28 protein-coding genes and 2 pseudogenes are annotated in these 20,616 nt (G+C 61.7%); 16 read left to right on the top strand and 14 right to left on the bottom strand.

Going from position 1 to position 20,616, the window contains the following annotated elements; all coding sequences use genetic code 11:
- Positions 1-56 precede the first annotated feature (56 nt).
- From G9X64_RS22915 to G9X64_RS22875, 9 genes and pseudogenes are all read left to right on the top strand, one after another.
- Positions 57-248: a hypothetical protein gene (locus G9X64_RS22915; RefSeq protein ID WP_171377425.1), complete on the top strand. Its 192-nt coding sequence runs from the start codon at positions 57-59 to the stop codon at positions 246-248.
- On the top strand, positions 245-439 hold the full coding sequence (locus G9X64_RS22910) for a molybdopterin-binding domain-containing protein (RefSeq protein ID WP_171377424.1): 195 nt from the start codon (positions 245-247) through the stop codon (positions 437-439). The genes G9X64_RS22915 and G9X64_RS22910 overlap by 4 nt, the downstream gene beginning before the upstream one ends.
- 247 nt (positions 440-686) lie before the next feature.
- A pseudogene (locus G9X64_RS22905) lies at positions 687-966 on the top strand (sigma-70 family RNA polymerase sigma factor).
- Between the two features lie 51 nt (positions 967-1,017).
- Entirely contained in the window at positions 1,018-1,383 is a 366-nt protein-coding gene (locus G9X64_RS22900; RefSeq protein ID WP_131645800.1) for a hypothetical protein, read from the top strand.
- Positions 1,349-1,747 (top strand): hypothetical protein, encoded by a 399-nt coding sequence (locus tag G9X64_RS22895; RefSeq protein WP_168313410.1) that lies wholly within the window; start codon positions 1,349-1,351, stop codon positions 1,745-1,747. Before G9X64_RS22900 ends, G9X64_RS22895 begins: the two co-directional genes overlap by 35 nt.
- Entirely contained in the window at positions 1,744-2,043 is a 300-nt protein-coding gene (locus G9X64_RS22890) for a GcrA family cell cycle regulator (RefSeq protein WP_168313386.1), read from the top strand. Before G9X64_RS22895 ends, G9X64_RS22890 begins: the two co-directional genes overlap by 4 nt.
- Positions 2,040-2,237 (top strand): helix-turn-helix transcriptional regulator, encoded by a 198-nt coding sequence (locus G9X64_RS22885; RefSeq protein WP_065279129.1) that lies wholly within the window; start codon positions 2,040-2,042, stop codon positions 2,235-2,237. Before G9X64_RS22890 ends, G9X64_RS22885 begins: the two co-directional genes overlap by 4 nt.
- Before the next feature lie 13 nt (positions 2,238-2,250).
- The gene (locus G9X64_RS22880) at positions 2,251-2,844 is read left to right on the top strand and encodes a hypothetical protein (protein WP_168313387.1); all 594 of its coding nucleotides are present in this window, start codon (positions 2,251-2,253) and stop codon (positions 2,842-2,844) included.
- Positions 2,845-3,066: 222 nt separating this feature from the next.
- Positions 3,067-3,393 (top strand): NIPSNAP family protein, encoded by a 327-nt coding sequence (locus G9X64_RS22875; RefSeq protein ID WP_130708771.1) that lies wholly within the window; start codon positions 3,067-3,069, stop codon positions 3,391-3,393.
- A 302-nt stretch (positions 3,394-3,695) separates the two neighbouring features.
- Here G9X64_RS22875 and G9X64_RS22870 read toward each other — a convergent pair whose 3' ends face one another.
- From G9X64_RS22870 to G9X64_RS22845, 6 genes are all read right to left on the bottom strand, one after another.
- The gene (locus tag G9X64_RS22870; protein WP_171377515.1) at positions 3,696-3,932 is read right to left on the bottom strand and encodes a hypothetical protein; all 237 of its coding nucleotides are present in this window, start codon (positions 3,930-3,932) and stop codon (positions 3,696-3,698) included.
- Positions 3,933-4,095: 163 nt separating this feature from the next.
- Positions 4,096-4,728, bottom strand: coding sequence for a class I SAM-dependent methyltransferase (locus G9X64_RS22865; RefSeq protein ID WP_168315591.1), 633 nt, complete (start codon positions 4,726-4,728; stop codon positions 4,096-4,098).
- A 79-nt stretch (positions 4,729-4,807) separates the two neighbouring features.
- Positions 4,808-5,221, bottom strand: a complete 414-nt coding sequence (locus tag G9X64_RS22860) for a nuclear transport factor 2 family protein (protein ID WP_168313411.1) — start codon at positions 5,219-5,221, stop codon at positions 4,808-4,810.
- A gap of 84 nt (positions 5,222-5,305) precedes the next feature.
- Positions 5,306-5,905 (bottom strand): NADPH-dependent F420 reductase, encoded by a 600-nt coding sequence (locus tag G9X64_RS22855; protein WP_246271009.1) that lies wholly within the window; start codon positions 5,903-5,905, stop codon positions 5,306-5,308.
- Positions 5,906-5,936: 31 nt separating this feature from the next.
- Positions 5,937-6,689, bottom strand: coding sequence for an SDR family NAD(P)-dependent oxidoreductase (locus G9X64_RS22850; protein WP_168313391.1), 753 nt, complete (start codon positions 6,687-6,689; stop codon positions 5,937-5,939).
- Between the two features lie 49 nt (positions 6,690-6,738).
- Positions 6,739-7,473: an SDR family NAD(P)-dependent oxidoreductase gene (locus G9X64_RS22845; protein ID WP_168313392.1), complete on the bottom strand. Its 735-nt coding sequence runs from the start codon at positions 7,471-7,473 to the stop codon at positions 6,739-6,741.
- 229 nt (positions 7,474-7,702) lie between these two features.
- Between G9X64_RS22845 and G9X64_RS22840 the strand changes: the two genes are divergently transcribed.
- The gene (locus tag G9X64_RS22840; RefSeq protein ID WP_130725443.1) at positions 7,703-8,599 is read left to right on the top strand and encodes a LysR family transcriptional regulator; all 897 of its coding nucleotides are present in this window, start codon (positions 7,703-7,705) and stop codon (positions 8,597-8,599) included.
- Between the two features lie 78 nt (positions 8,600-8,677).
- On the opposite strand, the pseudogene G9X64_RS22835 reads toward G9X64_RS22840, so the two are convergent.
- A pseudogene (locus tag G9X64_RS22835) lies at positions 8,678-8,776 on the bottom strand (dihydrofolate reductase family protein); the annotation flags it as partial.
- Positions 8,777-9,056: 280 nt separating this feature from the next.
- On the opposite strand from G9X64_RS22835, the gene G9X64_RS22830 reads away from it, so the two are divergent.
- The gene (locus G9X64_RS22830) at positions 9,057-10,631 is read left to right on the top strand and encodes a carboxylesterase/lipase family protein (RefSeq protein WP_168313393.1); all 1,575 of its coding nucleotides are present in this window, start codon (positions 9,057-9,059) and stop codon (positions 10,629-10,631) included.
- 380 nt (positions 10,632-11,011) lie between these two features.
- Here the strand turns inward: G9X64_RS22830 and G9X64_RS22825 are convergent, their stop codons facing one another.
- The 6 genes from G9X64_RS22825 to G9X64_RS22800 all read right to left on the bottom strand — a co-directional run bounded on the left by G9X64_RS22825 (position 11,012) and on the right by G9X64_RS22800 (position 15,299).
- On the bottom strand, positions 11,012-11,782 hold the full coding sequence (locus G9X64_RS22825) for a sulfite exporter TauE/SafE family protein (protein ID WP_376766408.1): 771 nt from the start codon (positions 11,780-11,782) through the stop codon (positions 11,012-11,014).
- Complete coding sequence (locus G9X64_RS22820) at positions 11,779-12,210, bottom strand: YeeE/YedE family protein (RefSeq protein WP_168313395.1); 432 nt, start codon at positions 12,208-12,210, stop codon at positions 11,779-11,781. The genes G9X64_RS22825 and G9X64_RS22820 overlap by 4 nt, the downstream gene beginning before the upstream one ends.
- Complete coding sequence (locus G9X64_RS22815) at positions 12,207-12,617, bottom strand: YeeE/YedE family protein (protein ID WP_168313396.1); 411 nt, start codon at positions 12,615-12,617, stop codon at positions 12,207-12,209. The genes G9X64_RS22820 and G9X64_RS22815 overlap by 4 nt, the downstream gene beginning before the upstream one ends.
- Positions 12,614-12,961 carry a sulfite-sensing transcriptional repressor BigR gene (gene bigR / locus G9X64_RS22810; RefSeq protein WP_171377422.1) on the bottom strand — a complete coding sequence of 116 codons (348 nt, stop codon included), beginning with the start codon at positions 12,959-12,961 and terminating at the stop codon, positions 12,614-12,616. The genes G9X64_RS22815 and bigR overlap by 4 nt, the downstream gene beginning before the upstream one ends.
- Entirely contained in the window at positions 12,952-14,250 is a 1,299-nt protein-coding gene (gene blh, locus G9X64_RS22805; protein ID WP_168313398.1) for a bifunctional sulfur transferase/dioxygenase Blh, read from the bottom strand. The genes bigR and blh overlap by 10 nt, the downstream gene beginning before the upstream one ends.
- 353 nt (positions 14,251-14,603) lie before the next feature.
- Positions 14,604-15,299, bottom strand: coding sequence for a class I SAM-dependent methyltransferase (locus G9X64_RS22800; RefSeq protein ID WP_171377421.1), 696 nt, complete (start codon positions 15,297-15,299; stop codon positions 14,604-14,606).
- Positions 15,300-15,588: 289 nt separating this feature from the next.
- On the opposite strand from G9X64_RS22800, the gene G9X64_RS22795 reads away from it, so the two are divergent.
- The 4 genes from G9X64_RS22795 (at position 15,589) to G9X64_RS22780 (ending at position 18,763) form a co-directional block, all read left to right on the top strand.
- A complete protein-coding gene (locus G9X64_RS22795) occupies positions 15,589-16,278 on the top strand; it encodes a GntR family transcriptional regulator (RefSeq protein WP_171377420.1) in 690 nt (229 codons plus the stop codon).
- Positions 16,279-16,363: 85 nt separating this feature from the next.
- Positions 16,364-16,888, top strand: a complete 525-nt coding sequence (locus G9X64_RS22790) for a flavin reductase family protein (protein ID WP_171377419.1) — start codon at positions 16,364-16,366, stop codon at positions 16,886-16,888.
- Positions 16,889-16,898: 10 nt separating this feature from the next.
- Positions 16,899-18,380: a 4-hydroxyphenylacetate 3-hydroxylase family protein gene (locus tag G9X64_RS22785; RefSeq protein ID WP_171377418.1), complete on the top strand. Its 1,482-nt coding sequence runs from the start codon at positions 16,899-16,901 to the stop codon at positions 18,378-18,380.
- The gene (locus tag G9X64_RS22780) at positions 18,377-18,763 is read left to right on the top strand and encodes a cupin domain-containing protein (protein WP_064248025.1); all 387 of its coding nucleotides are present in this window, start codon (positions 18,377-18,379) and stop codon (positions 18,761-18,763) included. The genes G9X64_RS22785 and G9X64_RS22780 overlap by 4 nt, the downstream gene beginning before the upstream one ends.
- 203 nt (positions 18,764-18,966) lie before the next feature.
- On the opposite strand, the gene G9X64_RS22775 is transcribed toward G9X64_RS22780, so the two are convergent.
- The gene (locus tag G9X64_RS22775) at positions 18,967-19,404 is read right to left on the bottom strand and encodes a copper resistance protein (RefSeq protein ID WP_168313403.1); all 438 of its coding nucleotides are present in this window, start codon (positions 19,402-19,404) and stop codon (positions 18,967-18,969) included.
- Between the two features lie 332 nt (positions 19,405-19,736).
- Between G9X64_RS22775 and G9X64_RS22770 the strand changes: the two genes are divergently transcribed.
- Positions 19,737-20,540, top strand: coding sequence for a glycosyltransferase family 25 protein (locus G9X64_RS22770; protein WP_168313404.1), 804 nt, complete (start codon positions 19,737-19,739; stop codon positions 20,538-20,540).
- The last annotated feature ends 76 nt before the right edge of the window (positions 20,541-20,616 follow it).

Below are 20,616 nucleotides of genomic sequence, written 5' to 3'. Positions count from 1 at the left end.
ACAAACACTAACATCATCAACAACGGGCCACGTTCCGCGGCTGGGGAGACCATGGCATGAGGTTCACCATCTCAAGCGAAGAGAAGCTCGCCATGGACGTCATGCCGACCGGCGTCGTCATTCACCGGCCGCAAGGCCCAAGGGGAGGGCGGATCTCCGTGATCCCAGTTCGCAACGAGGATATTCCCTTCCTCGCCAAGGCCCTGCAGCAGGTGCTGAACGTCAACCGGGAGGTGGAATCGCTATGACCATCGCCTCCGCAACAGTCGCCCGCTACACCGGCTGCCCGATCTGCGCAAAGGCGCTGTCGATTGCCGAAGTGATCGAGCGCCACTGCGAGAATTGCGGTCGGCCGACGCGCCCGGAAGAGATGCGGGAACCGATGATCCCGCCCGGCGCTCTGCCGATCCCCAATCCCGATAGCCCAGCCCCTCCCTGACGGCTATCGGTGGCTGGCGTCGTCGCCCTCCCTCGGCGACGCCAGCATCTCGGACGCGACTCTGTCGCGCCGAGCGGGCGCGGCTCTGTCGCGCCCACCCAGGCGGCGGCCTCGCAGACGACCGGAGCCCTTGTTTCCAAAGCCGGCTCCGGTCGTCATCCACGAATTTGAAAATGAAGCATATGGCCAGCACCCGCTTCGGCGGGAACGGCGGGCTGCGTTCGAAATCGGAAAGAAGGATCAAGCGATGAGCTTCCAGGTCAACGCCGCCCCGGCGCAGCAAGGTGCCCACATGAACGCGCTCGAACTCTTCCGCACCGGCCGGGACTACATCGAGATCGCCGCCCTCCTTGGGACGTCGGAGCCCTCGGTGGAAATCGAGATCCACCGGCTTCGAAGTGCAGAAAAGGGCGACACCGCCCAGCAGAACCATGCCGGCTCAAAGATCCGGGGATTTCCCCGCCTTCCCGCGAGGCCCGGCGCCCCGGTCAATTTTGCTCGACGGGCGACGGAGGCCGGGGGTTTGAGGCCAACCATTCATGCGGCCGTGGCGGCCGCGAGCGGGAAAGGGACACCGCATGGCTAAGGACATGGTGAGTGAGGAGATCATGGAGATCCTCCGCCCGGTGCTGGGCGAGGAGTTGGCGGCGGCAATCATCGAGCATCGCAAGCGCACGCTGAAGAAGCCGCTGACGGCTTATGCAGCCCGGATGCAGGCCAGGGAATATCTGATGACCGGCGATCCGGTCGGCGCCGCCGAGATGCAGATCTTCCGCGGCTGGCAGGCGATCAAATGCGACTGGTACCTCAAGGAGAAGGCGAGGGAGGCCGGGTCGATCAACAGCAGCATGAGAAGGACAGCAGTGGATGCCGCACGAGATTTCCCCTCTGGTGAAGATCATTTCGGGGATGCTTTCTGGCTTCCCGGCATCCGCAGGCACTGATCCCGACATGCAGATCCGCGCCTATCTCGTCGCCGTCGAGGGCCTTCCGGCAGAGGCGGTCTGGCGGGCCGCCAAACGCTTCATCTCCGGCCAGGTCAGGGACCATAACCGCGCCTTTGCCCCGAGCAGTGCCAGCTTTGCCGAGGAGTGCCGGCAGCAGCAGGCGGCGATCGAGGCCGAGCGCCGGCCGCGCCTGGAAGCCGAGCCCGAGGTGCCGCGGCCGAAAGTGCCGGCCTACAAGATGCAGCTGCTGCGCGATGCGGCCAATGGCAGCCACAACGCCAAGCGGGAACTCGCCCGCATGTTTCCCGACAACCCGATCATCGCCCGCGCCGCGCGGGACGCACAGGAGGCAGCCAAGTGACCATCACCTTTTGGACGGAAGACAAGATCGTCAAGGCGGAAAAGCTTTGGCGGGAAGGGCTGTCGGCCAGAGAAATCGCCAACCTCTTCGGCTCGAAGAAGAACACCGTCATCAACATGGCGCACCGCAACCGCGACAGGTTCCCTTCCAGGCAGGACACCTGGCATCCGCAGCCGAAGGCGGGCCCGCCCGTCCAGCCGATCCGCCACCCCGACCGCGTGACGCGGGTGACCCTGTCGGGCGCGCATGTGACGATGCCGCGCGTGCCGTCCATCGATGGGCCTGCGGAGCCATGAGCCCAGTGACCCCACGCGAAACCGAAGTGATCCGCTGGATGGCGGAGGGCAAGACCGCCTCCGAGATCGGCACCATTCTCGGCATCTCGCCGATCACCGTGAATACGCACATTGCCAACGCCAAGATGAAGCTCGGCGTCTTCAAGGAAACGGCGCTGGTCGCCGCGGCACTCAGAAACGGCATCATTCGATAGAAGGACGATCAGCATGGGCGGCAAAGCCACCAAGGTGAAGACAGGACGGGCAAACAAGGGCGCCGGCCGGCCGCGCAAGGAAAATGTCGAGCGTTTTCCCTGCGGCAAGATCAAGCCCTTCGAAACCGAGAAGGACAATATCAGCGTCGCGATATCAGCCCGCCGGCGCATCCACGGCTTCGGCCGGGCGGTTGCCGACGAGACGGTCAAGAGCCCCTTTGCCGGTTACACCCTCGGCCGCATGTTCCTCGACGGCTTGATCACCGCCGAGCAGCGCCAAGCCGGCGACGACTATGCCGAGGCGATCGCCCGCTACCACAAGACCACAGGCATCCCGGCCCCGAGCCCGAGGGCGCAATCGCTATTCTCAGTCAAAGGCCATGAAGGCGAGCAGACCGAAACCTTCGCCGACCGCGCCCGCAAAGCCAGCAACCGCATGATGGCGCTGCAGGGCATCCTGCTGCGCTGCCCCGATGGACCGCAGGTCAGGAGCACGGTCTATAATGTGACGGTGATGGATTACGACCATTTGCGCCAGATGCCGCCGCAGCAATTGCTGTGGCTGCGCAGGGGATTGACGGCGCTGCGGGGGGCGAGGGGTGGGTGATGGAGTGGCTCAAGCCGGGGGTCAAAATTGCCACGCCTAAACACAGGCGATCGGATTGACAGAAGATTGGCGGTTCGCACATACCTGCAGGGCTTGTTCTAATAGGGATATTGACGGATCCACCGTGAAATTGACGTTGCTGCAAGTTTTGAGGACATTGTGGGCGCAGGGGAGCAAGTGCCAAACACATGTCGTTCTCAAGGGACCTAAGGAAGCAAGACTGTGATCTACGAGCTCAGAATTTACGAGTGCCTGCCCGGCCGATTGCCCGCGCTGCTCAACCGCTTTGCCGAACATACGCTGGCAATATGGGACAAGCACGGCATCAAGCAGGCGGGTTTCTTCACCACAATCGTGGGCGAAAGCAGCCAGCGTCTCACCTATCTCATCGCCTGGGAATCGCTAGCCGATCGCGAGGTGAAATGGAAAGCCTTCACCACTGATCCTGCATGGCTTGAGGCCCGCGACGAGTCAGAGCGCGACGGGCAAATCCTCGCCAATATCTCTAGCCAGCTGCTGTCACCGACCGCCTTTTCGGCAGTAAAGTAAGACACCACCGATCCCCGCTTGCCGCCAGTCGGAATTCCACCCGCTGCGCAGGGGATTGACGGCGCTGCAAGGGGCGAGGGCCGGTTGATGATGACGGAGCGACGGACGCGAAATTCGCCGACATCCCATCCGCCATCGCTGTCCTTGCCGCAGAGCTCACCCCACCCTTCGTCGTCCTCGGGCTTGACCCGAGGATCCACGCCGGCCTCCATCAGCAGCGGCCTGGAGACACGGGCGGGAGCGGGGCGAGGGGGCATGCTGTGACATGTGTGATTACAGCCGTCTGCCTTCATAGGAAGGCTTCACGAGGCTGAGAATTTCACCATGACACCGCGCTGCCGAAAGTAGGCCTCCATCCGCTTCCTGCCAGAACGGTTATTCTGCACGAGCCTGGCCGGGTCGAATACGGCCTCTTTCAAACCCGCTTGCGTCAACGCTGCCTTGAGGGCCGCGATATGCGCGTCGATGTCGGCGTTGTCCGCCTGGAGCGACTCATAAATGCGGTTTGTTGCATCTGCTACGGTCGGTTCGCTCACGATTACACTCCTGTTGTCGTCTGGCTGGCCTGACCGTATTGGGGTGAAACCTGTTCACGTCAATGGGTGACAACGGATTGGAACATTTCGTCCACTTTCGAAGATGAACCACCAGAAGCCGCCTCCCGTACGAGAGCCGACCTCATCGTTGGCGAATGGCTCAGTGCTAGATCTTCAAAAATCGATAGGCGAAGCGATCGGTCTCTCCCTTGATCGAGGGATCGAAGACCTTGATCGAGTGCGAATCGTCCTTGTTCGCGAGCACGGTGCTTTCCGCGTCCAGTACGAAGCCGGCCGCCTCCACCTCCTCGCGAACGGATGCAGGCTCAATCCGATGCAGCGACTGCGCATCGCTCGTGCCCGCCCCGACGGCGGCGGCGTGGTCGACGATGACGTAGGACCCGCCGGGCTTCAGCCGCTCGTAGACGGCTCGATTGAAGGCGGCGGCGGTCGCGCCCCTGGCCTGGATCAGGGCGGTGTGGAGATCGTGGTAAAACAGATGCAGCCACAGGACATCCGCTGTTTGCGTGACCTCCGGCATCGCCACGAGGTCCGCAGAGACGGCTTCGACATTCGCGCGGCCCGGTTCCATCGCCAGCGTTCGCATGCGGCCGACCGGATCGTTCTTGAAGTGAGCGACTTCGGCCGGCACGAAGCTGGTGACCCGTCCGTCGGGTCCCACGACGTCGGAGAACAGGCGGGTCCAGTCACCGTCGCCCGGGTAAACGTCGATGACGGTGGAGCCCGCATCGATCCGTGCGAACCGGATCAATTCGGATAGCTTGGATTGGTCGTACATTGGAATCTCCTTTACGGTTGAGCATTCGACGAGCGCGGGCCGCGGTCGCCCAGCACTACGGCGGCCCGGACGCGCCCATCTACGCCGGCCCTGACGCGCCCATCTGCGCGGCGCGCGCCAGTGCTTGCGTGTCGACGTATTCCCGGATGTTGGTCAGTCTGCCGTCCCGGACCGTGATGGCGAAGACCCAGTCGTCCTCGAACGTCTTGTTCGTGGCCTTGATCTTTCCCTTCGCGAAGCCGACGACCAGGACCCGGTCTCCTTGCGCTATGAACTCCCGGGGCTCCGTGGACGTTTCGATCGACTTGGATGCAGTCTCAAGCAAATTCGCAAGTCCCGCGTGTCCGCGGTGCGTTCCGGCCAGCGGCCAGTCCTTGCCCGGAATGATCCACTCGATGTCTTCGGCGACCAGCGCCAGCAGAGCCTCCCTGTCACTGCTGCCGATCGCGGCGAAGAAGTCCTTCACGGTCTGGATGTTCTTTTCGGTGCTCATCATTATTTCTCCATTTCGCTTGGATCGGATCGCGCTCGATCCGATCCGTGCAGCGTGGCGCTGCCGGTGGGCAGGTGGTCTTCATCAGTCGAACTTGACCAGGTCCTTGAAGATCAGATGACCCCAGCTCTTTCCGCGCGCCTGGACCAGCAGCCCGCCTTCCGAAAGCGCGCCAAGTTTGATCGGCGAGAAACCGAGATTTTCCGCGAGTGTACCGATCTGCGCTGCGGCAGCGTCATCGTCGCTCGACAGGAACACAACTCTCCTACCGCCATGCACTGCGGGATCCTGGTCAAGGACGGCCGCACCCAAATGGTTGAAGCCCTTGACCAGTTTCGCACCGGAAAACGCCTGTGCGATGAACCGGGAAGACGGCTGTCCTTCCAGTTCCTCCGGGGGCACGCCGTAGGCATTGGTCACATCGACGATTGTCTTCCCCTGCCAGGTGGGAAGCGCCTTCGCGACCTCCGGGTGCGACTCGAAACGCACAGCCAAAAAGATGATGTCCGCCTTGACGGCTTCCGCCAGTGTTTTGGGAATGATCGTAGGGCCGATCGCAGCCGCATCGGATGCAAAGCTTTCCGGGTCGCGCGTGGTTGCAACGGAAACTTCGATGCCGTTTCGGGCAAAGGCCTTGGCAAGCGCCTGGCCGATATGGCCGAATCCTATAATTGAGTAGCTCATAATGCTTCTCCGATCCTGTGTTGACGTTGGGTCAGACCTGCGCCCAACCACCATCGACGGCGAGATCTATACCGGTGATGTAGGAGCTTTCATCGGAGGCGAGGAACGTGAGCGCAGCCGCGATTTCCTCTGGCTTGCCCCTGCGACCCATTGGGATCTGTGCAGCAAACTGGGCGACCGCCTCCTCGGCTTGCTCAGCGGTGAGGCCGGTCGTTGTCGCCAAGGCGGGAGTCTCGATCGCGCCGGGGCTCATCGTATTGACGCGGATATTGCGGTCCTTCAGCTCTTGGGTCCAAGACCGCGAGAAGCTGCGAACAGCCGCCTTGCTTGCTGCGTAGGCGCTGAACGCTGGCAGCCCCATCACATTCGAGACCGAAGAGTTCAGAATGATCGATCCGCCGTCTTTGAAGATGGGAAGGGCCTTCTGCACCGTAAAGAACAGACCCTTCACGTTCACATCGAAGGTCTGATCAAAGTGGGCCTCAGTCGCTGCCGCGAGCGGCGCGACCGTACCTGCGCCCGCGTTTGCGAAGAGAATGTCGATGTGACCATGTTTCTCCTTCACGGTGGCGTAGAGCCGGTCCAGATCTTCCAAGCGCGAGACGTCGCCCACGACTGTTGTCACGTTTTTCCCGATAAGGGCTGCGGCCTCTTGTAGGGCCTTCTCGCGTCGCCCAATGATCACGACCTGCGCACCTTCCTCCACGAAGCGCTTGGCGGTGGCCAATCCGATCCCGCTGCTTCCGCCCGTGATGACTGCTATCTTGCTTTCAAGTTTTTTCATGATGTTCTATCCTTCGTTGTGTTCGTCAGGCGCGGGATCGCGCCGGGGTTCAGAGTTGCGCCAGGCCGCCGTCGACGGCGACCTCGCTGGCGGTCATGAAGCTGCTGTCCGACGACGCGAGAAAGGCGGCCACCGCCCCGATCTCAGCCGGATCGGCCATACGCTGGAGTGGCGTCATCGCCCCGTAGGCCTTCTGGCCTTCCTCACCCAGCGCCTCCTTCGCGAGTTCGGTCGCCGTCGCCCCGGGTGACAGCACGTTGACCCGGATGCCGGTGCCCTTCAGGTCCTCTGCCCAGGTCCGCGCGAGATTGCGCACTGCTGCCTTGCTTGCGCTGTAGGCGGTAAATCCCGGAGCGCCCGTGGTGCCGGCGCTCGAGCCGGTCAGGATGATCGAACCGCCTGAGCCCATCAGCGGCAGCGCCTTCTGGACCGTGAAGATCGTGCCCTTCACATTGGTGTCGAAGGTCTCGTCGATGTGCTCGGCGGTGATTTTGCCGAGCGGAAGCGGGCTTCCCGCCCCGGCATTGGCGAAGACGATGTCGAGCGTTCCGCGCTCTGCCTTCACCGCGTCGTAGAGGCGATCAAGGTCGGCCTCGTCCGAGACCGTGCCCTTCACCGCCCGCGCGTTGGGCCCGAGGTCCGCCACAGCGGCGTCAAGCGCCTCCTGCCGGCGGCCGAAGATGAAGACGAAGGCGCCCTCGTCGATGAAGCGCTTGGCTGCTGCGCGGCCGATGCCGGTAGCGCCGCCGGTGATCACGGCGGTCTTTCCATTCAGTCTGTTCATGTCATGCGTCCTTGGTTTCGCCGTCACATGTTTTCGGCTGTACGGGGAGGTCCCCCCGAGAACTCCGATATGGGTTCGGCGAAGTCGGGCGGTGAGTGCGCAATCACGCACATGGGTGGTGCAAAAACGATCCATCCGGATGATGAAGTGCCGCAACACTCGCGCACGGTGCGGCTCAGTGTGCTAGAACGGGCTTCGGAAGCCGCACCGCGCGGCGCGGGAATGCACCATGATCGACTGGGACGACGTTCGCTACTTTCTTGCCGCCGCGCGTGGAGGCTCATTGCGGGCTGCCGCCAAGCGCCTCGGGGTGAACCACGCGACGGTGCTGCGACGCATCGCCCAGCTCGAGGAACGCCTCGGGGCGCAGATGTTCGAAAAGCTGCCTTCGGGCTACCGCCTGACGGCTGCGGGCGAGGAGGTCCTCCAGCTCGCGGAGCAGATGGAAGCGTCGTCGCACCAGCTGGAGACGCGCGTCTTCGGCCGCGACCAGAGCGTGCGCGGTCTGCTGCGGGTGACGTTGGCACCGACCCTTGCGACACACCTGCTGATGCCGGACTTCGCCGATTTCGCGCGTCTGCATCCTGATATCGAGATGGAAATCGTGTCGTCCGGCGAGCTGGCGAATCTGACCAACCGAGAGGCTGACGTCGCGATCCGCGTCGTCTACGACCGCAAGACCCTGCCGCTCAATCTTCACGGCCTGAAGGGATCGGATATATTCGGCGGTATCTACATGTCCCGCGATCTGCTGGCAGCGTGGCGTGCGGGCGCGCCGGATCCCATCCGGTGGATCGTCATAAGCATTCATGGCATCCCGGATTGGGTCCGCGACGGCGAGGTTCGCACCACGGGGGTTCCGTTCAGGACCACGGACGGCGAGGCGCAGATCGTTGCTGTACGGCAAGGGCTCGGGATCACGACACTGCCGTGCTTCGTCGGAGATGCCGATCCCCACCTGGTGAGGGTGCCGGGCACCGACCTGCACATGTACGGAACGCTCTGGCTCCTCACACAGGGGGAGACACGCAAGACCAAGCGCGTGCGGCTCTTCACGGAGTTCGTATCCGGCAGGCTCGCCGCCTACGCTCCGCTTCTCACGGGGCTGTCCATATCGCGCGACTGACGCCGGCAGGTCGCCGGCGACGCTTGCCGTAATCCGGCCGGAAGCAGCGCTGGGATTTTCATCCGGCGCGTCGCGAGATCAAGCCGGAACGTAGATCAACCTGATCACATCCTCGCCAATCCGGTCATGAGCCATCAGGCGGAGCGGCGGCCGAGGTCCGGCGAAATACGGCCGTCCACCATCGCGGTTCTTGCCGCAGAGCTCAACCCACCCTCCGTCTTCCTCGGGCCTGACCCGAGGATCCACGCCGGCCTCCATCGGCAGGGACATGGATCCCAGGCTCAAGGCCTGGGATGACGGAGGTTGGGGATGCGTTTTCGCCCAACTCCCAGCGGATCGGGCCGAAACTTGGCGTGGAGCAATAGCAGACTCTGGCCGACGTCTGACGCCCTTTCCGTTGCCGCTCTACGGGAGTATTTTGCTCCCAAACTGTCTCAACTTGGCGTTGGAGAGTGCAGTGTTTGTGGACGGCAGTCGCACGTTTCTGCTCTTTTTGGCCGTCGCATCGTGTCAGGTGACGTTCGCGCCACGATCGGGTGCGGCAGACGACACCGTTGCGATCGACAGCGGAATGCTGAAGGGTGAGAGGTCGGGCACGGTCGTCAGCTTCAAAGGCATACCCTATGCGGCACCGCCGGTTGGTGATCTGAGATGGCGTAATCCGAGACCAGCGGAGACATGGAGCGGTATCAAGGATGCCCGCGATTTCGGTCCGTCCTGCATGCAGACCGACGACCTGCCGAAGTCAGAGGATTGTTTGACCCTCAATGTCTGGACACCCGTCAAGCGTCTCCGCACGCCGCTGCCGGTGATGGTCTGGATTTATGGCGGCGCTCTTGCCCATGGAAACACCCCGCAATATCCCGGTGGCCATCTCGCCGCCCGGAAGGTTGTGTTCGTCAGCATGAACTACCGCGTGGGCCGGCTGGGTTACTTTGCCCATCCTGCACTGATGAAGGAAGCCCCTGACGAGCCCGTCGGCAATTATGGTTACATGGATCAGCTGGCCGCCCTGAAATGGGTCCAGCAGAATATCGATGCCTTCGGCGGCGATCCGAAGAAAGTGACGATCTTCGGAGAGTCGGCCGGTGGCGGCTCGGTGATGGCGCACATGATATCGCCACTGTCACGCGGGCTTTTCCGCGGCGCCATTCTACAGTCGCCGGGTCTGCCGACCGCGCGTGCCGAGAGCACGCCTTTGTCGCCTTTGAAGGAAGCAGAGAAAACCGCGTTGGACTATGCGGCTTCCCTGGGGATCGATGGTAGCGATGCCGAGGCTCTGGCGGCCCTTCGGGCGCTGCCTGCGGAAAAGCTGACCGAAGGTGCGTCGGCACAAGAGGTGCTGGAGGGAATGTCGACGGGCGAGCCGGTCCTCGGCATCTCAGGTGCGATTATTGACGGACGGTTTTTGCTCGAAACGCCGGAAGCGGCTTTTGCGGCGGGCCGTCAGGCGCCGGTTCCGGTCATCGTCGGGGCAAATAATCGAGATCTCGGTCTTGGTCAGGCCACGACGAAAGACGATCTCTTCGCGCTCTTCGGCAATCATGCAGCCGAAGCCCGCAGCCTCTACGATCCCAGCGGTCAACAGACGCTCGATGAGCTGAAGCAGCAGGTTCTGGCCGACAAGACGCTCGTTGAACCGTCTCGCCACCTCGCTGACGAATTGGTCCGCGCTGGTCAGCCGACGTGGTGGTATCGTTTCTCCTATGTCGCCGAGGCCTTACGCAATGATCCGATGTGGAAAGGCACTCCGCACGGCTTCGAAATTCCGTATACGCTGGGCATTCCAGACGCACTGGTGAAAGACAAGGTGACACCGGCCGACTGGGCCATGGCCACATTGGCAAGCGAATACTGGCTCGAATTTGCAAGGAGGGGTGACCCCAATAGCGGCTCACGGCCAAAATGGCCTCACCACGACCCGTTCGCCGACAGGGTCATGGACTTCACCAATCACGGCGTGACGTTCGGAGCAGATCCGCTGAAGCCGAGGCTCGACCTCTGGCAAAGATATTGGCAGGAAAAGAAATGACGGGGTCCGCCTGTCACTTAGCCCCATGTCAGGGTTCCCAAAGAGACGGCCACGTGTCCAGATCCGGTCAGAGCGCAACACCATTGTTGATTGCCCAAGTACTGAAATGCTCTTTGGCGGCAGGTCTGCGCTCTATCGCCTCTCGCAACCGCCGAATTGCTTCGTCTTTATCCCCGACCAGCCAAGCTGCGCTGACTGACAGCAGAGACGGGCTATTCCGGAGGGCGGCAGCGAGATGCTGCACACGATGAGAATCTAGCCATGGGATGCCGAAGGACCGCATTTTTTCGACGAGATCAGCGGATATCAGACAACTAAGTGCTCCGCGGCAGGGCTTGGCGTCGACCTATAGCCGGCAGCACTGCGCGTCCAGCCAGCCATTAACCTCCCCCAGTCCGATACAGGATGTAACCCGCGACCACGAAGATGAGCGCTGCGAACAGGCGGTTGAGGATGTTCTTGTAGGCGCTGAGCCGGGTGGCGAGCAACATGCCGAGCACGCCGCCGACGATGCCGCCGCCGATGAATTCGGCGGCAAGCCACCAGTCCACCAGGCCTGAACTGGCATAGTTCAAGGCCGTCGCCAGTCCGAACGCACCGACGGAGAGGAGAGATGTGCCGATCGCGTTGATCATCGGCATGCCCGTCGCCAGCATGAGGCCGGGAACGATCAGGAAGCCTCCGCCGATGCCGAAGAAGCCCGATGCAGCGCCGGCGGCGAGTGCCACGGCGGCGGTGGCGAGGCACATCCTGAGGTCGACCGGACGGCACTCTACCGTCACTGCCTTCCCAGGTTTCAGCATCAGAGCGCCGACGACCGCCATCAGGACGCCGAACAGGAATATCAGGCTGTCTCCATCCATCGCCTTGCCGAGGCTGGAACCGCCGAGGGCGCCGATGACGCCGAGCGCGGAGAAGACGGCTGCGCAGCGCCACCAGACGTGCCCCTTGATCGAGTGGCTTGCGAAGTTCGCAAAGGCATTCACCGAGACCGCAAGCGCACCCGTTCCGATCGCGATATGCGGCTGGGTCACGCCAACCACGTAGAGGAGTAGCGGCGTCGCCAGGATGGACCCGCCGCCGCCGAGCAGGCCGAGCATGAAGCCGACGATTCCGCCGGAACCAACTGCCGCCAAAATGGAGGTGTTCACGCCCGCCTGCTCCATACTCTGTCAAACAAGGTCATCCCGACCAGCATGGCGATGACGAAGAGGAACGTCTGGGGGAGGCCGAGCGATAGGGATGCGACTGCCGGACCGGGACAGAAGCCACCGATCCCCCAGCCCAGGCCGAACAAGGCCGAACCGACGACCAGCGGAGCATCGATCCGACGGTTCGTCGGCACGTGGAAGCTGTCGTCGAAGGCGGGACGCTTCATCCGTTTCATGATGTGGACGCCGATGAACGCGACAACGATCGCGCCGCCGAGAACGAAGGCAAGGCTCGGATCCCAGGCGCCGAACACGTCGAGGAAGTTTTGGACCCGGACCGGGTTCAGCATGCCGGACAGCGACAGGCCGAAGCCGAAGACGATACCCGAAGCGAGAGCGGCCACGAATTGGAGCATGTTCCGGTTCATAGTCCGAGACCTCGCAGAACTGTGACGGCAATAATGCCGGCCGTCAGGAACGTGGCGACCGCCACCATCGACCGCGGCGACAGGCGGGCAAGCCCAAGCACGCCGTGGCCGCTGGTGCAGCCCGATCCCATGCGCGAGCCGAAGCCGACGAGCAGCCCCGCGACGATAATCAGCGGCCAGCCGGCGGTGATCTGAACAGCCGGCCAGCCGCCGAACAACAGCAGGTAGGTAAACGGCCCGAGCAGCAGCCCCAGCACAAAGGCAAGATTGGTCGTCAAGCCGATCCCTTGCGCGAGACGCCCGACGATCCCGCTGATCCCGGCAATCCGGCCGTTGAGGAGCAGAAGCATGACAGCCGACACGCCGATCAGCATGCCCCCGACCAATGAAGGGAAATACGCGTTCATTTGTCATCCTTTACGCAGAAGATGTCATAGAGGGCGGCGACCAGTTGCGCGGCCTTCGCCTCCGTCAGGCAGTAGAAGATCTGTTTCCCCTCGCGCCGCGTTTCGACGATCCCGGAGCCACGCAGTACCGTCAGATGCTGCGACAGATGAGGCTGGTGGACGTCGATCTTCTCTTCAAGCTCCCCGACAGAATGCTCGCCTTCCACCAGCGTGCAGACGATCATCAGGCGCGCGGGATGTGACAGCGTCTTCAGCAGGTTCGCCACCTCTCCGGCTCGGCCGGCCATTTCGGCGGGGGAAAGCCCAGCCTTCATTATCGCCTTCAGATCGCTTGTCATTCCCATGCCGCTCCCTGCAATGCATCTAGCGGAAACTTGAGATAGCGCTTGCCGTTGGCCTCCGGCTCAGGGAGGCGCCCCCCGCGGATGTTCACCTGCAGGGCATGCAGGATGAGCTTTGGCATAGGCAGCGTCCTGTCGCGCTTCGTCCGTATCGCAACGAACTCTTCCTCGTTCACGCCGGCAAGATGCGGGTTGGACTTCTTCTGCTCGGCCACCGTGCTTTCCCATCGAGGTGCCCGACCCTCTGGCTGGTAGTCGTGACCCGTGAAGATCCGCGTCTCGTCCGGGAGTGCGAGGATCTCCTGGATCGACTTCCACAGGACGCGCGCGTCGCCGCCGGGGAAATCGGCGCGCGCCGTGCCGCTGTCGGGCATGAAGAGCGTGTCGTGCACGAAGGCAGCGTCGCCGATCAAAAAGGTGATGGAGGCGAGGGTGTGTCCCGGCGAGAACAGCACCTTGGCTTCGACCGAACCGACCTCGAAGGTTTCGCCATCGGCAAACAGCCGGTCCCATTGCGAGCCGTCGGTGGCAAGCTCAGGCCAGTTGTAGATGCCCTTCCACAGCTTCTGCACGTCCACGACGCGCTCGCCGATCGCCGTTTGCGCGCCGGTCTTCTCGTGCAGATAATGGGCGGCGGAGAAGTGGTCGGCATGGGGGTGGGTGTCGAGGATCCACTCGACCGTCAGCCCGTTGTCGCTGATGTAGTCGAGGATCGCGTCCGCGTTGATAGTCGCCGTAGCTCCGGACTTCTCGTCGAAGTCGAGTACTGGATCGACGATAGCGCACTTGCGGGTCACCGGATCGGAAATCACATACTGGACGCTCCAGGTGCGCCTGTCGAAGAAGCCCTTCACCTGCGGCCTGCGGGCAGCATGTTGCTTGAGCCAGGCTGCAGCCGCGCTGGTGTCGAAACCGCGGCTGCGTCCGAATTCGGCGACCTTGTCGCCAGAGATGCTGCCGTCAAGAACCTCTCCAATCAGATAGAGGTTAAGCGAGCGCTTGCCGGTCTGGCAATGTGCAAGAACGGGTCCGTCCGATTCATCGACGGCCCGCTGGAAGGCACGGACGTCCGCCTCGGTGATCGTGTCGGCCGTGACGGGAATGAACGCATAGGAAAGGTCGCACTGCTTCGCTTGCTGTCTTTCGGCTCGCGTGTTCGGCTGGGAAGTATCCTCGTTATCCGGTCGGTTGTTGATGAGGGTCTTGAATCCTTGGTCGCGTAGCGACTGGATGTCCTCGATACTTGGCTGCGGCGAGACCGACAGTTTCTCGGATATTGCGGTTACAGGCATGGCTGGCTCCGTGGCGTCTAACAATATATATTATAATATATTATATATTAATAAAAGTTCAATGGCAGGCAAGGAACTTTGTGCTCGCCCGAGGGGCTCCGCGCGAGGCAAGGCAAGACCGGCCGAACTTGACTGGGGTGCGACATCGGGACACTCGAGGCGAATGCCTAAACATCGGTATTCACCGGAGCAAAGCCGGCAACCGTTGAATCGCCGGTGGCTGGCTCTCCCGGCCATTGTGGCTCACGTGACAACGAATGATATCGTCCAAACTACACCGGTCGCCGCAGCCAATTCAGAACAAAGATCGGAACAGCACGCCCGATAGAGTCAAGAGACCCCAACGCCCGTCGTCACGCTTTCACCGCCGAAAAGAACAGGAACCGCGGCTTGGTTGTCAGGCTCTGATAGGCCTGCGGAAAAAGCGCGCGGGCGCGAGGGTCGGGCTGGGGCTCGCTGACGACGTCGATCTGAAATCCGGCCGACCTGAGCGCATCGAACATGGCATGCAGCGGCCGGTGCCAGAAGCGCATGGCGATATCCTTGCCGCCGCGCTGCCAGGTCTCATCGAAGCTGTAGGTCTCGAAATAATTGTCGCGGCCGGTCGAGGCGTGATCCATGAAGGGATGATGGGTGGAAAAAACCAGGCGTCCGCCTTCGGGCAGCAGCCGGTTGATTTCCGAAAGCGGCCTCGACCAGTCGGGCAGATAATGCATGACGAGCGAGGCAAGGATCAGATCGAAAGCTTGGTCCGCAAACGGCAGTGCTTCGTTGAGATCGGCCGACAGCAGCCGCGCGCGCCCTTCCAGGCGACGTTGCGCGATCTCCAGCATGCCGGCACTGGCGTCGATCCCGGTCACAACAGCCCCGCGCTCAAGGAGCGCTGCCGCATGCACCCCGCCGCCGCATCCCGCATCGAGCACCGAAAGCCCGGCGACATCGCCAACCAGGGCAAGAATAGCCGGCCGCTCGTAATAGGCATTCCAGGCATTGACCTCGTTATCGGCATCATAAGCCGCCGCGAACGCATCATAATCATTCTCGGCCAAGTTTTTCCCTTTCCGAAGAACGTTCGAGGATGTGTGTGCATTGGCGCTTGATACCACCGACGGTGACTACTTCGGACCAATTTTCAACCGCATTAACAGCTCATCATGGTGCGTGTCGCCGACCTTCAACGCATCGACCTCAACGATCGCAGCAAGCAAGTGCAGCGAAAGCCCGGACACCCGCACTATCCGGTTCACGCCAGTCGGCTCTGAGCGGCCATTCCGGTCAACCATCGTCAAAATGAAATGCGCTTGACTTTGTTATATGCATCTTGTATACAACACGTCTATGACAAATAATTCGGCCAGCGGCTCTGCCGCGCTCCATGCAGCGCAGGATGTCGTTTATGCCTGGCTGAAGCAGCATGTGCTGACACTGCCGCGCAATGAGGCGACGTTCCTGACGGAGACGCAGGTCTGTCGGCAAACCGGCGTCTCGCGAACCCCGGTCAGAGAGGCGTTTTTGCGGCTGGAGGCCGATGGCTTATTGCGGATTTTGCCCAAGAAGGGGGCATATATCGCGCCAATCACCGAGATCGAGGTCGACGCGATCATGCAGGCGCGCGGCTTGGTCGAGGAATGGTGCGCACAACAGGCAAGCCGTTTCGGGGCGAGCCTGGCCGACGAGCTGGATCGGCTGATCGCCCAGCAGGAGCAAGTCCGAAGCGATCGTGTCGCGTTCATCGAAAGCGATCGAGACTTCCACCGGACGATCGTAAGGGCTGCGGGCAATCCTGTTCTCGCGACCTTCTATGAGAGCCTTCGCGACAGGCAGGTTCGAATGGGGGTGCATGCGATCTCTGTCGGCAGCCGCGTTGACGAGGTGCTGGCGGAACATCGGGCAATAGCGCAGGCCATTCGTACATCGCAAGCGGACGAGGCCGCCGCAGCGGTGGGAGTGCATTTGGCTCGGACTTTGGCCGCATTGCGAGCACCCACACTCGGCGACTGGTCGCCCGGCTCGCGCGCGGTGGTATAGGTCGCAACTTGCGGCCAGACTGGCAAATAAAACTGGGATCACGTGATTGGCAATCAGATAGATCAAATCGACATCGGGGGCGGCCATGGGACCGGTCATCGACGTGCGTTCATTCAGGCAGGCGTTAGGGCAGTTCCCCACCGGAGTCTGCGTCGTCACCAGCGTGATTGGCACTGAAAAACTCGGCGTCACGATCAGTTCGTTCAACTCGCTGTCGCTCGATCCGCCGCTGATCCTTTTTTCCATCGATCGCCGGGCCGCCAGCCTTTCCCTGTGGATGCAGGCGGAGTGCTACGCCATCAATGTGCTGTCCGAGAACCAAGCCGATCTGTCGAGCCGATTTTCCAGGCCGCTTACCAACAAATGGGAAGGGTTCGCCTGTGAGACGAAGGTCGGGCATGGCGTCATCATTCCGGGAGTTGCCGCAGTCTTTCACTGCGCGCCGTGGGCTGCCCATGATGGCGGCGACCATCTGCTGTTCATTGGCAGAGTGACATCATTCCAATCGTTTTGCGACCGCCGGCCGCTCGTGTTCAGCCAGGGCAGATATGCCGCGCTGGAAAGTGGAAGTCATAACGAGGTGTCCTGGCCACTGGCCATACATTATTGAGGGGGATGACATGTTGAAAACGGGTTCGGAGCACATCGAAACCCTGCGTGACGGCAGGCAGGTGTTCATCAATGGAAAGCTTGCGGATGATGTCACCGTTCATCCCGCATTCCGACAATCGATACAGTCCGTGGCGCGGCTCTACGATTTCCAAAGCGCCGAGCAGAACCGTGCGATCATGACATACGAGGTGAACGGCGCCGGCGCTGCAAGCCGTATCTGGCAGATGCCCGGCAATTACGCCGAGCTGGTGGCGCGCCGCAGGGCACTGGAAACCTGGGCAACGTTGCATTGCGGTTTCCTCGGCCGTGCCCCGGACCATGTCGCTTCGTGTCTCGCGGGCATGATAATGGGCATTGAGGTCTTTCAGGCCTACGAGCCGAAACGCGCCGAGGCACTTGCCGAATACTATCGATACGCTCGCGACAACGACCTTTACCTGACGTATGTGATCATCAACCCCCAGGCCGACCGATCGAAGAGCGCAAGCCAGCAGCAGGACCGTACCTTGACGGCCGGCATCGTCGACCAGGATGCAGAAGGTCTGACGATCCGCGGCGCAAAGATGTTGGCGACCGGCGGCATCATGGCCAACGAGGTTTTCGTCACCTGCATTCAGCCGCTCTCCGAGGGCGATGAACCCTATGCGGTCTCCTTTGCAATTTCGATGAATGCACGCGGGCTCAAAATCATGTCCCGCAGGTCCTATGAAGAGCAGGCGACCAGCGTCTTCGACAATCCGCTCGCCAGCCGCTTCGACGAGAACGATGCGATCCTTTACTTCGATGACGTCAAGGTTCCATGGGACAGGGTTTTCATCAACCAGGATATCCGCATGTGCCAGCAGCAGTTTCATGCCACGCCCGCCCATGTCCTGCAGAATTATCAGGCACAAATCCGGCTGATGGTGAAGATGCGATTTCTCCTGGGTCTGGCACATCGCATCGCCGAGACCAACGGCATCGTCAATTTCCCGCAAGTGCGCGAAACGCTCGGAGTCCTGGCGGCCCAGGCCACCATGGTCGATGCGCTGGTGCATGCCATGGAGGTCAAGGGACGAAACTTCGGTGCCTATTTCGTCCCGGATGCGCACACCCTCTACTCTGCCCAGGTACTCACCCAGAAGCTCTATCCGGACGTGATTTCGTCACTGCGCGAACTGGCGGGCGGCGGACTGATCATGCTGCCCTCAAGCGTCGAAGACTTCGCCGATCCCCAACTCAAGGCTCTGATCGAGAGGACCCAGCAGTCACCATCCACGAGTGCCGAAGGGCGGGTGAAGCTCTTCAAGCTGGCCTGGGACGCTATCGGCTCCGAGTTCGCCTCGAGGCATACCCAATACGAGATGTTCTATGCGGGCGCGAACTTCGTCACCAGGACCCACAGTTACAGAACGTGCGACTGGCATTCGGGAACCCGATTGGTCGATCAGATGCTCGATTCCTATTCTCTCGAGGGCGACCTTGCGGCCCATACGGCGGTGGCGGCATGACCACACAGCCGTTCCCACTGAAAGAGCACAAGGAATTCCACCAGGTGGACATGGGACAAGGGTGGCGCGTCCCTCCCGGCTACCCGGAGGGGATCGAGCAGAAAATATTGGCGGGGCGGCTCGACGAAGTGAAGGGCGAAGGGAACCGGACACGATTGCTGCGTTTCCTGCCGGGCGCGCGCACTGAAAAGCCGTTCGTGCATGACTACTGGGAAGAGGTCTATCTTCTCGAAGGCGACCTCATAGTCGGCGACAGGTCCCCCGAAACATATCCTGCTCATACCTACGCATGCCGTCCTCCAGGGGTCTTTCATGGGCCATTCAGATCAGAGATGGGCTGCTTGCTGCTGGAGATTCACTATTATGAGACGACATTGAGATGACCACTTCTGCCGCTTTCCGACCGAAGCACTCTGACGCTCACGTGCAACGCTGCCACTAACGCGATCGATGTCAGCGGCATTCCCGGAAGTTTAGCTGGGATTTCTGGTCTAATTCAATGAGTAAGCCGTTTTAGGTGGTCTTTGCTACTTAATGCCGGCACAACTGGGCCGGAAGCGGTCCTGCAGAAAGGCAGTCGCACGCCCTACGGCGTAACCGTCAGCCTGGCTTCCATCCCGGCTTCGTAGTGTCCCTTCATATTGCAAAAGAGCAGGTAGGTGCCTGGCGCCAGCTTGGCATTCAGCCTGCCGCTGGCCCCTGGCTTCAGATCCGAAACCTCGCCCAGGCTTTTCAGCTTCGATTCATCGACGCGGTTTTTGGCGGCGTTGAGCGGAATGGGCAGGTCCGGAGATTTCAGGCGGACGACGAGCATTTCATGCTGCTCCGTCATCGCATCGTTATGGACTGCGAAGGTCGCGGGGCCGGCTTTCACCGTTGGTGGGTCGAGCTTCAGCGACATTGCACCGCCGCCTTCTCCATCTTCCGTAACATTGATCACGGTGGCGGCCGCAAAGCTTGCTCCGGCCGAGCAGGCGATGGCAACTGCGGCGAAAAGTGGCAGCAGTCTGGTAACTGATTTCATCGTTGGTCTCCGTCGGGGTTTAAGAGTGGTGGGCTCTGAGCCGATTGCTCAGCCAAGGCCCATCCGGCGCGGCACGCAGTGGTCGCTGTCGTCATCGAAGGCGCGGGGTTGTCGTTTCGATCGCGGGAAGGGAGGCGTCCACTGCATGCCGCATGACGCTGGTAGCGCGGAATTTTTACGAGTCCTTTGCCGGGATCATACCAATCCGTAAGAATGCCACCCCGGCCGTTCGACCGCCGCACTTTACCAAAATGTATAGTTCCAGCGAGGTCCCCGTGAGGTTTGGGGCGCAGGCTTGGCGCCATCATTGCCAAGTCGAGGTCAGCTCTCTCATGAACATGCGCGCCGCACCTGCCGCCCTTATGCCGGCCCTTCATCCGGTCAGCCTGCGGGTGAACACCTACCTGATCAATCTCGACCGTGCGCCGTTGCGCAGGTTTCGAATGGAGCGCCTGCTGACAAACCTCGGCCTTGCCTTCGAGCGCGTGGCGGCGATCGACGGGGCGGGGCTGAGCCTGCCGCATCCGGGCTTTGACGAAGCATCCTATCTCAGCCGGCACGGCCGCCGGCCGAACCCTTTCGAGATCGGCTGTTATCTCAGCCACGTCGAATGCGCCAAGCGCTTCCTCGGCAGCCATGCCGAATTCGCGCTCATTCTGGAAGACGATCTCGATTTCGATGACGATCTGGCGGAACTGCTCGAGGCCGCCCTCGAACACCAGGCGCGCTGGGACATCCTGCGACTGTCGACTGTCAATTCCGGCCGAAAGCACAAGGTGGAGCCGCTGACAGCGTCGCGCTCGCTTGCCATCGCGCTGACCCGCGAGAAGGGGTCCGGCGCCTATCTGATCAACCGCAAGGCGGCGGGCTGGATTGCCGGCGTGCTTGTCCCCATGCGTCTGCCCTATGATCTCGCCTTCGATCTGGAGTTCGATGATGGTCTTTGCGCCTGCTTCGTCGATCCGCTGCCGGTGAGCCAAAGGGCCGATCCCTGTTCCCAGATCCAGGCAGGGCTCTCGGCATACCGGCTTGGCCGCCGCCGGCCGTGGAGCGTCCTGCCGTATCGCGCCGCCGCCGAGCTGCGCCGCTTTACGGCCCGCTTCAGCCGGCTCGCGGCATGGCGGATGAGAGGTTAGAGTATGTCGCGCAAAACTGTGCAGCGGTTGTCTAATCGCATTGCCTTGGTCAAGGTTATTTTGGCATTGGCATTGG

This window comes from Rhizobium sophorae, assembly GCF_013087515.1.
Taxonomy (GTDB): Bacteria; Pseudomonadota; Alphaproteobacteria; order Rhizobiales; family Rhizobiaceae; genus Rhizobium; species Rhizobium sophorae.
Note: the sequence above shows the minus strand (reverse complement) of the source record. Positions and strands in the feature narration are given on the sequence as shown.

Bases quoted from the DNA above. Each gene is read 5' to 3' on its own strand.
- G9X64_RS22915 (WP_171377425.1), top strand. From the start codon at position 57: ATGAGGTTCACCATCTCAAGCGAAGAGAAGCTCGCCATGGACGTCATG.
- G9X64_RS22910 (WP_171377424.1), top strand. From the start codon at position 245: ATGACCATCGCCTCCGCAACAGTCGCCCGCTACACCGGCTGCCCGATC.
- G9X64_RS22900 (WP_131645800.1), top strand. From the start codon at position 1,018: ATGGCTAAGGACATGGTGAGTGAGGAGATCATGGAGATCCTCCGCCCG.
- G9X64_RS22895 (WP_168313410.1), top strand. From the start codon at position 1,349: ATGCTTTCTGGCTTCCCGGCATCCGCAGGCACTGATCCCGACATGCAG.
- G9X64_RS22885 (WP_065279129.1), top strand. From the start codon at position 2,040: ATGAGCCCAGTGACCCCACGCGAAACCGAAGTGATCCGCTGGATGGCG.
- G9X64_RS22880 (WP_168313387.1), top strand. From the start codon at position 2,251: ATGGGCGGCAAAGCCACCAAGGTGAAGACAGGACGGGCAAACAAGGGC.
- G9X64_RS22865 (WP_168315591.1), bottom strand. From the start codon at position 4,728: ATGTACGACCAATCCAAGCTATCCGAATTGATCCGGTTCGCACGGATC.
- G9X64_RS22860 (WP_168313411.1), bottom strand. From the start codon at position 5,221: ATGAGCACCGAAAAGAACATCCAGACCGTGAAGGACTTCTTCGCCGCG.
- G9X64_RS22855 (WP_246271009.1), bottom strand. From the start codon at position 5,905: ATGAGCTACTCAATTATAGGATTCGGCCATATCGGCCAGGCGCTTGCC.
- G9X64_RS22850 (WP_168313391.1), bottom strand. From the start codon at position 6,689: ATGAAAAAACTTGAAAGCAAGATAGCAGTCATCACGGGCGGAAGCAGC.
- G9X64_RS22845 (WP_168313392.1), bottom strand. From the start codon at position 7,473: ATGAACAGACTGAATGGAAAGACCGCCGTGATCACCGGCGGCGCTACC.
- G9X64_RS22840 (WP_130725443.1), top strand. From the start codon at position 7,703: ATGATCGACTGGGACGACGTTCGCTACTTTCTTGCCGCCGCGCGTGGA.
- G9X64_RS22820 (WP_168313395.1), bottom strand. From the start codon at position 12,210: ATGAACCGGAACATGCTCCAATTCGTGGCCGCTCTCGCTTCGGGTATC.
- G9X64_RS22815 (WP_168313396.1), bottom strand. From the start codon at position 12,617: ATGAACGCGTATTTCCCTTCATTGGTCGGGGGCATGCTGATCGGCGTG.
- bigR (WP_171377422.1), bottom strand. From the start codon at position 12,961: ATGGGAATGACAAGCGATCTGAAGGCGATAATGAAGGCTGGGCTTTCC.
- blh (WP_168313398.1), bottom strand. From the start codon at position 14,250: ATGCCTGTAACCGCAATATCCGAGAAACTGTCGGTCTCGCCGCAGCCA.
- G9X64_RS22795 (WP_171377420.1), top strand. From the start codon at position 15,589: ATGACAAATAATTCGGCCAGCGGCTCTGCCGCGCTCCATGCAGCGCAG.
- G9X64_RS22790 (WP_171377419.1), top strand. From the start codon at position 16,364: ATGGGACCGGTCATCGACGTGCGTTCATTCAGGCAGGCGTTAGGGCAG.
- G9X64_RS22785 (WP_171377418.1), top strand. From the start codon at position 16,899: ATGTTGAAAACGGGTTCGGAGCACATCGAAACCCTGCGTGACGGCAGG.
- G9X64_RS22780 (WP_064248025.1), top strand. From the start codon at position 18,377: ATGACCACACAGCCGTTCCCACTGAAAGAGCACAAGGAATTCCACCAG.
- G9X64_RS22775 (WP_168313403.1), bottom strand. From the start codon at position 19,404: ATGAAATCAGTTACCAGACTGCTGCCACTTTTCGCCGCAGTTGCCATC.
- G9X64_RS22770 (WP_168313404.1), top strand. From the start codon at position 19,737: ATGAACATGCGCGCCGCACCTGCCGCCCTTATGCCGGCCCTTCATCCG.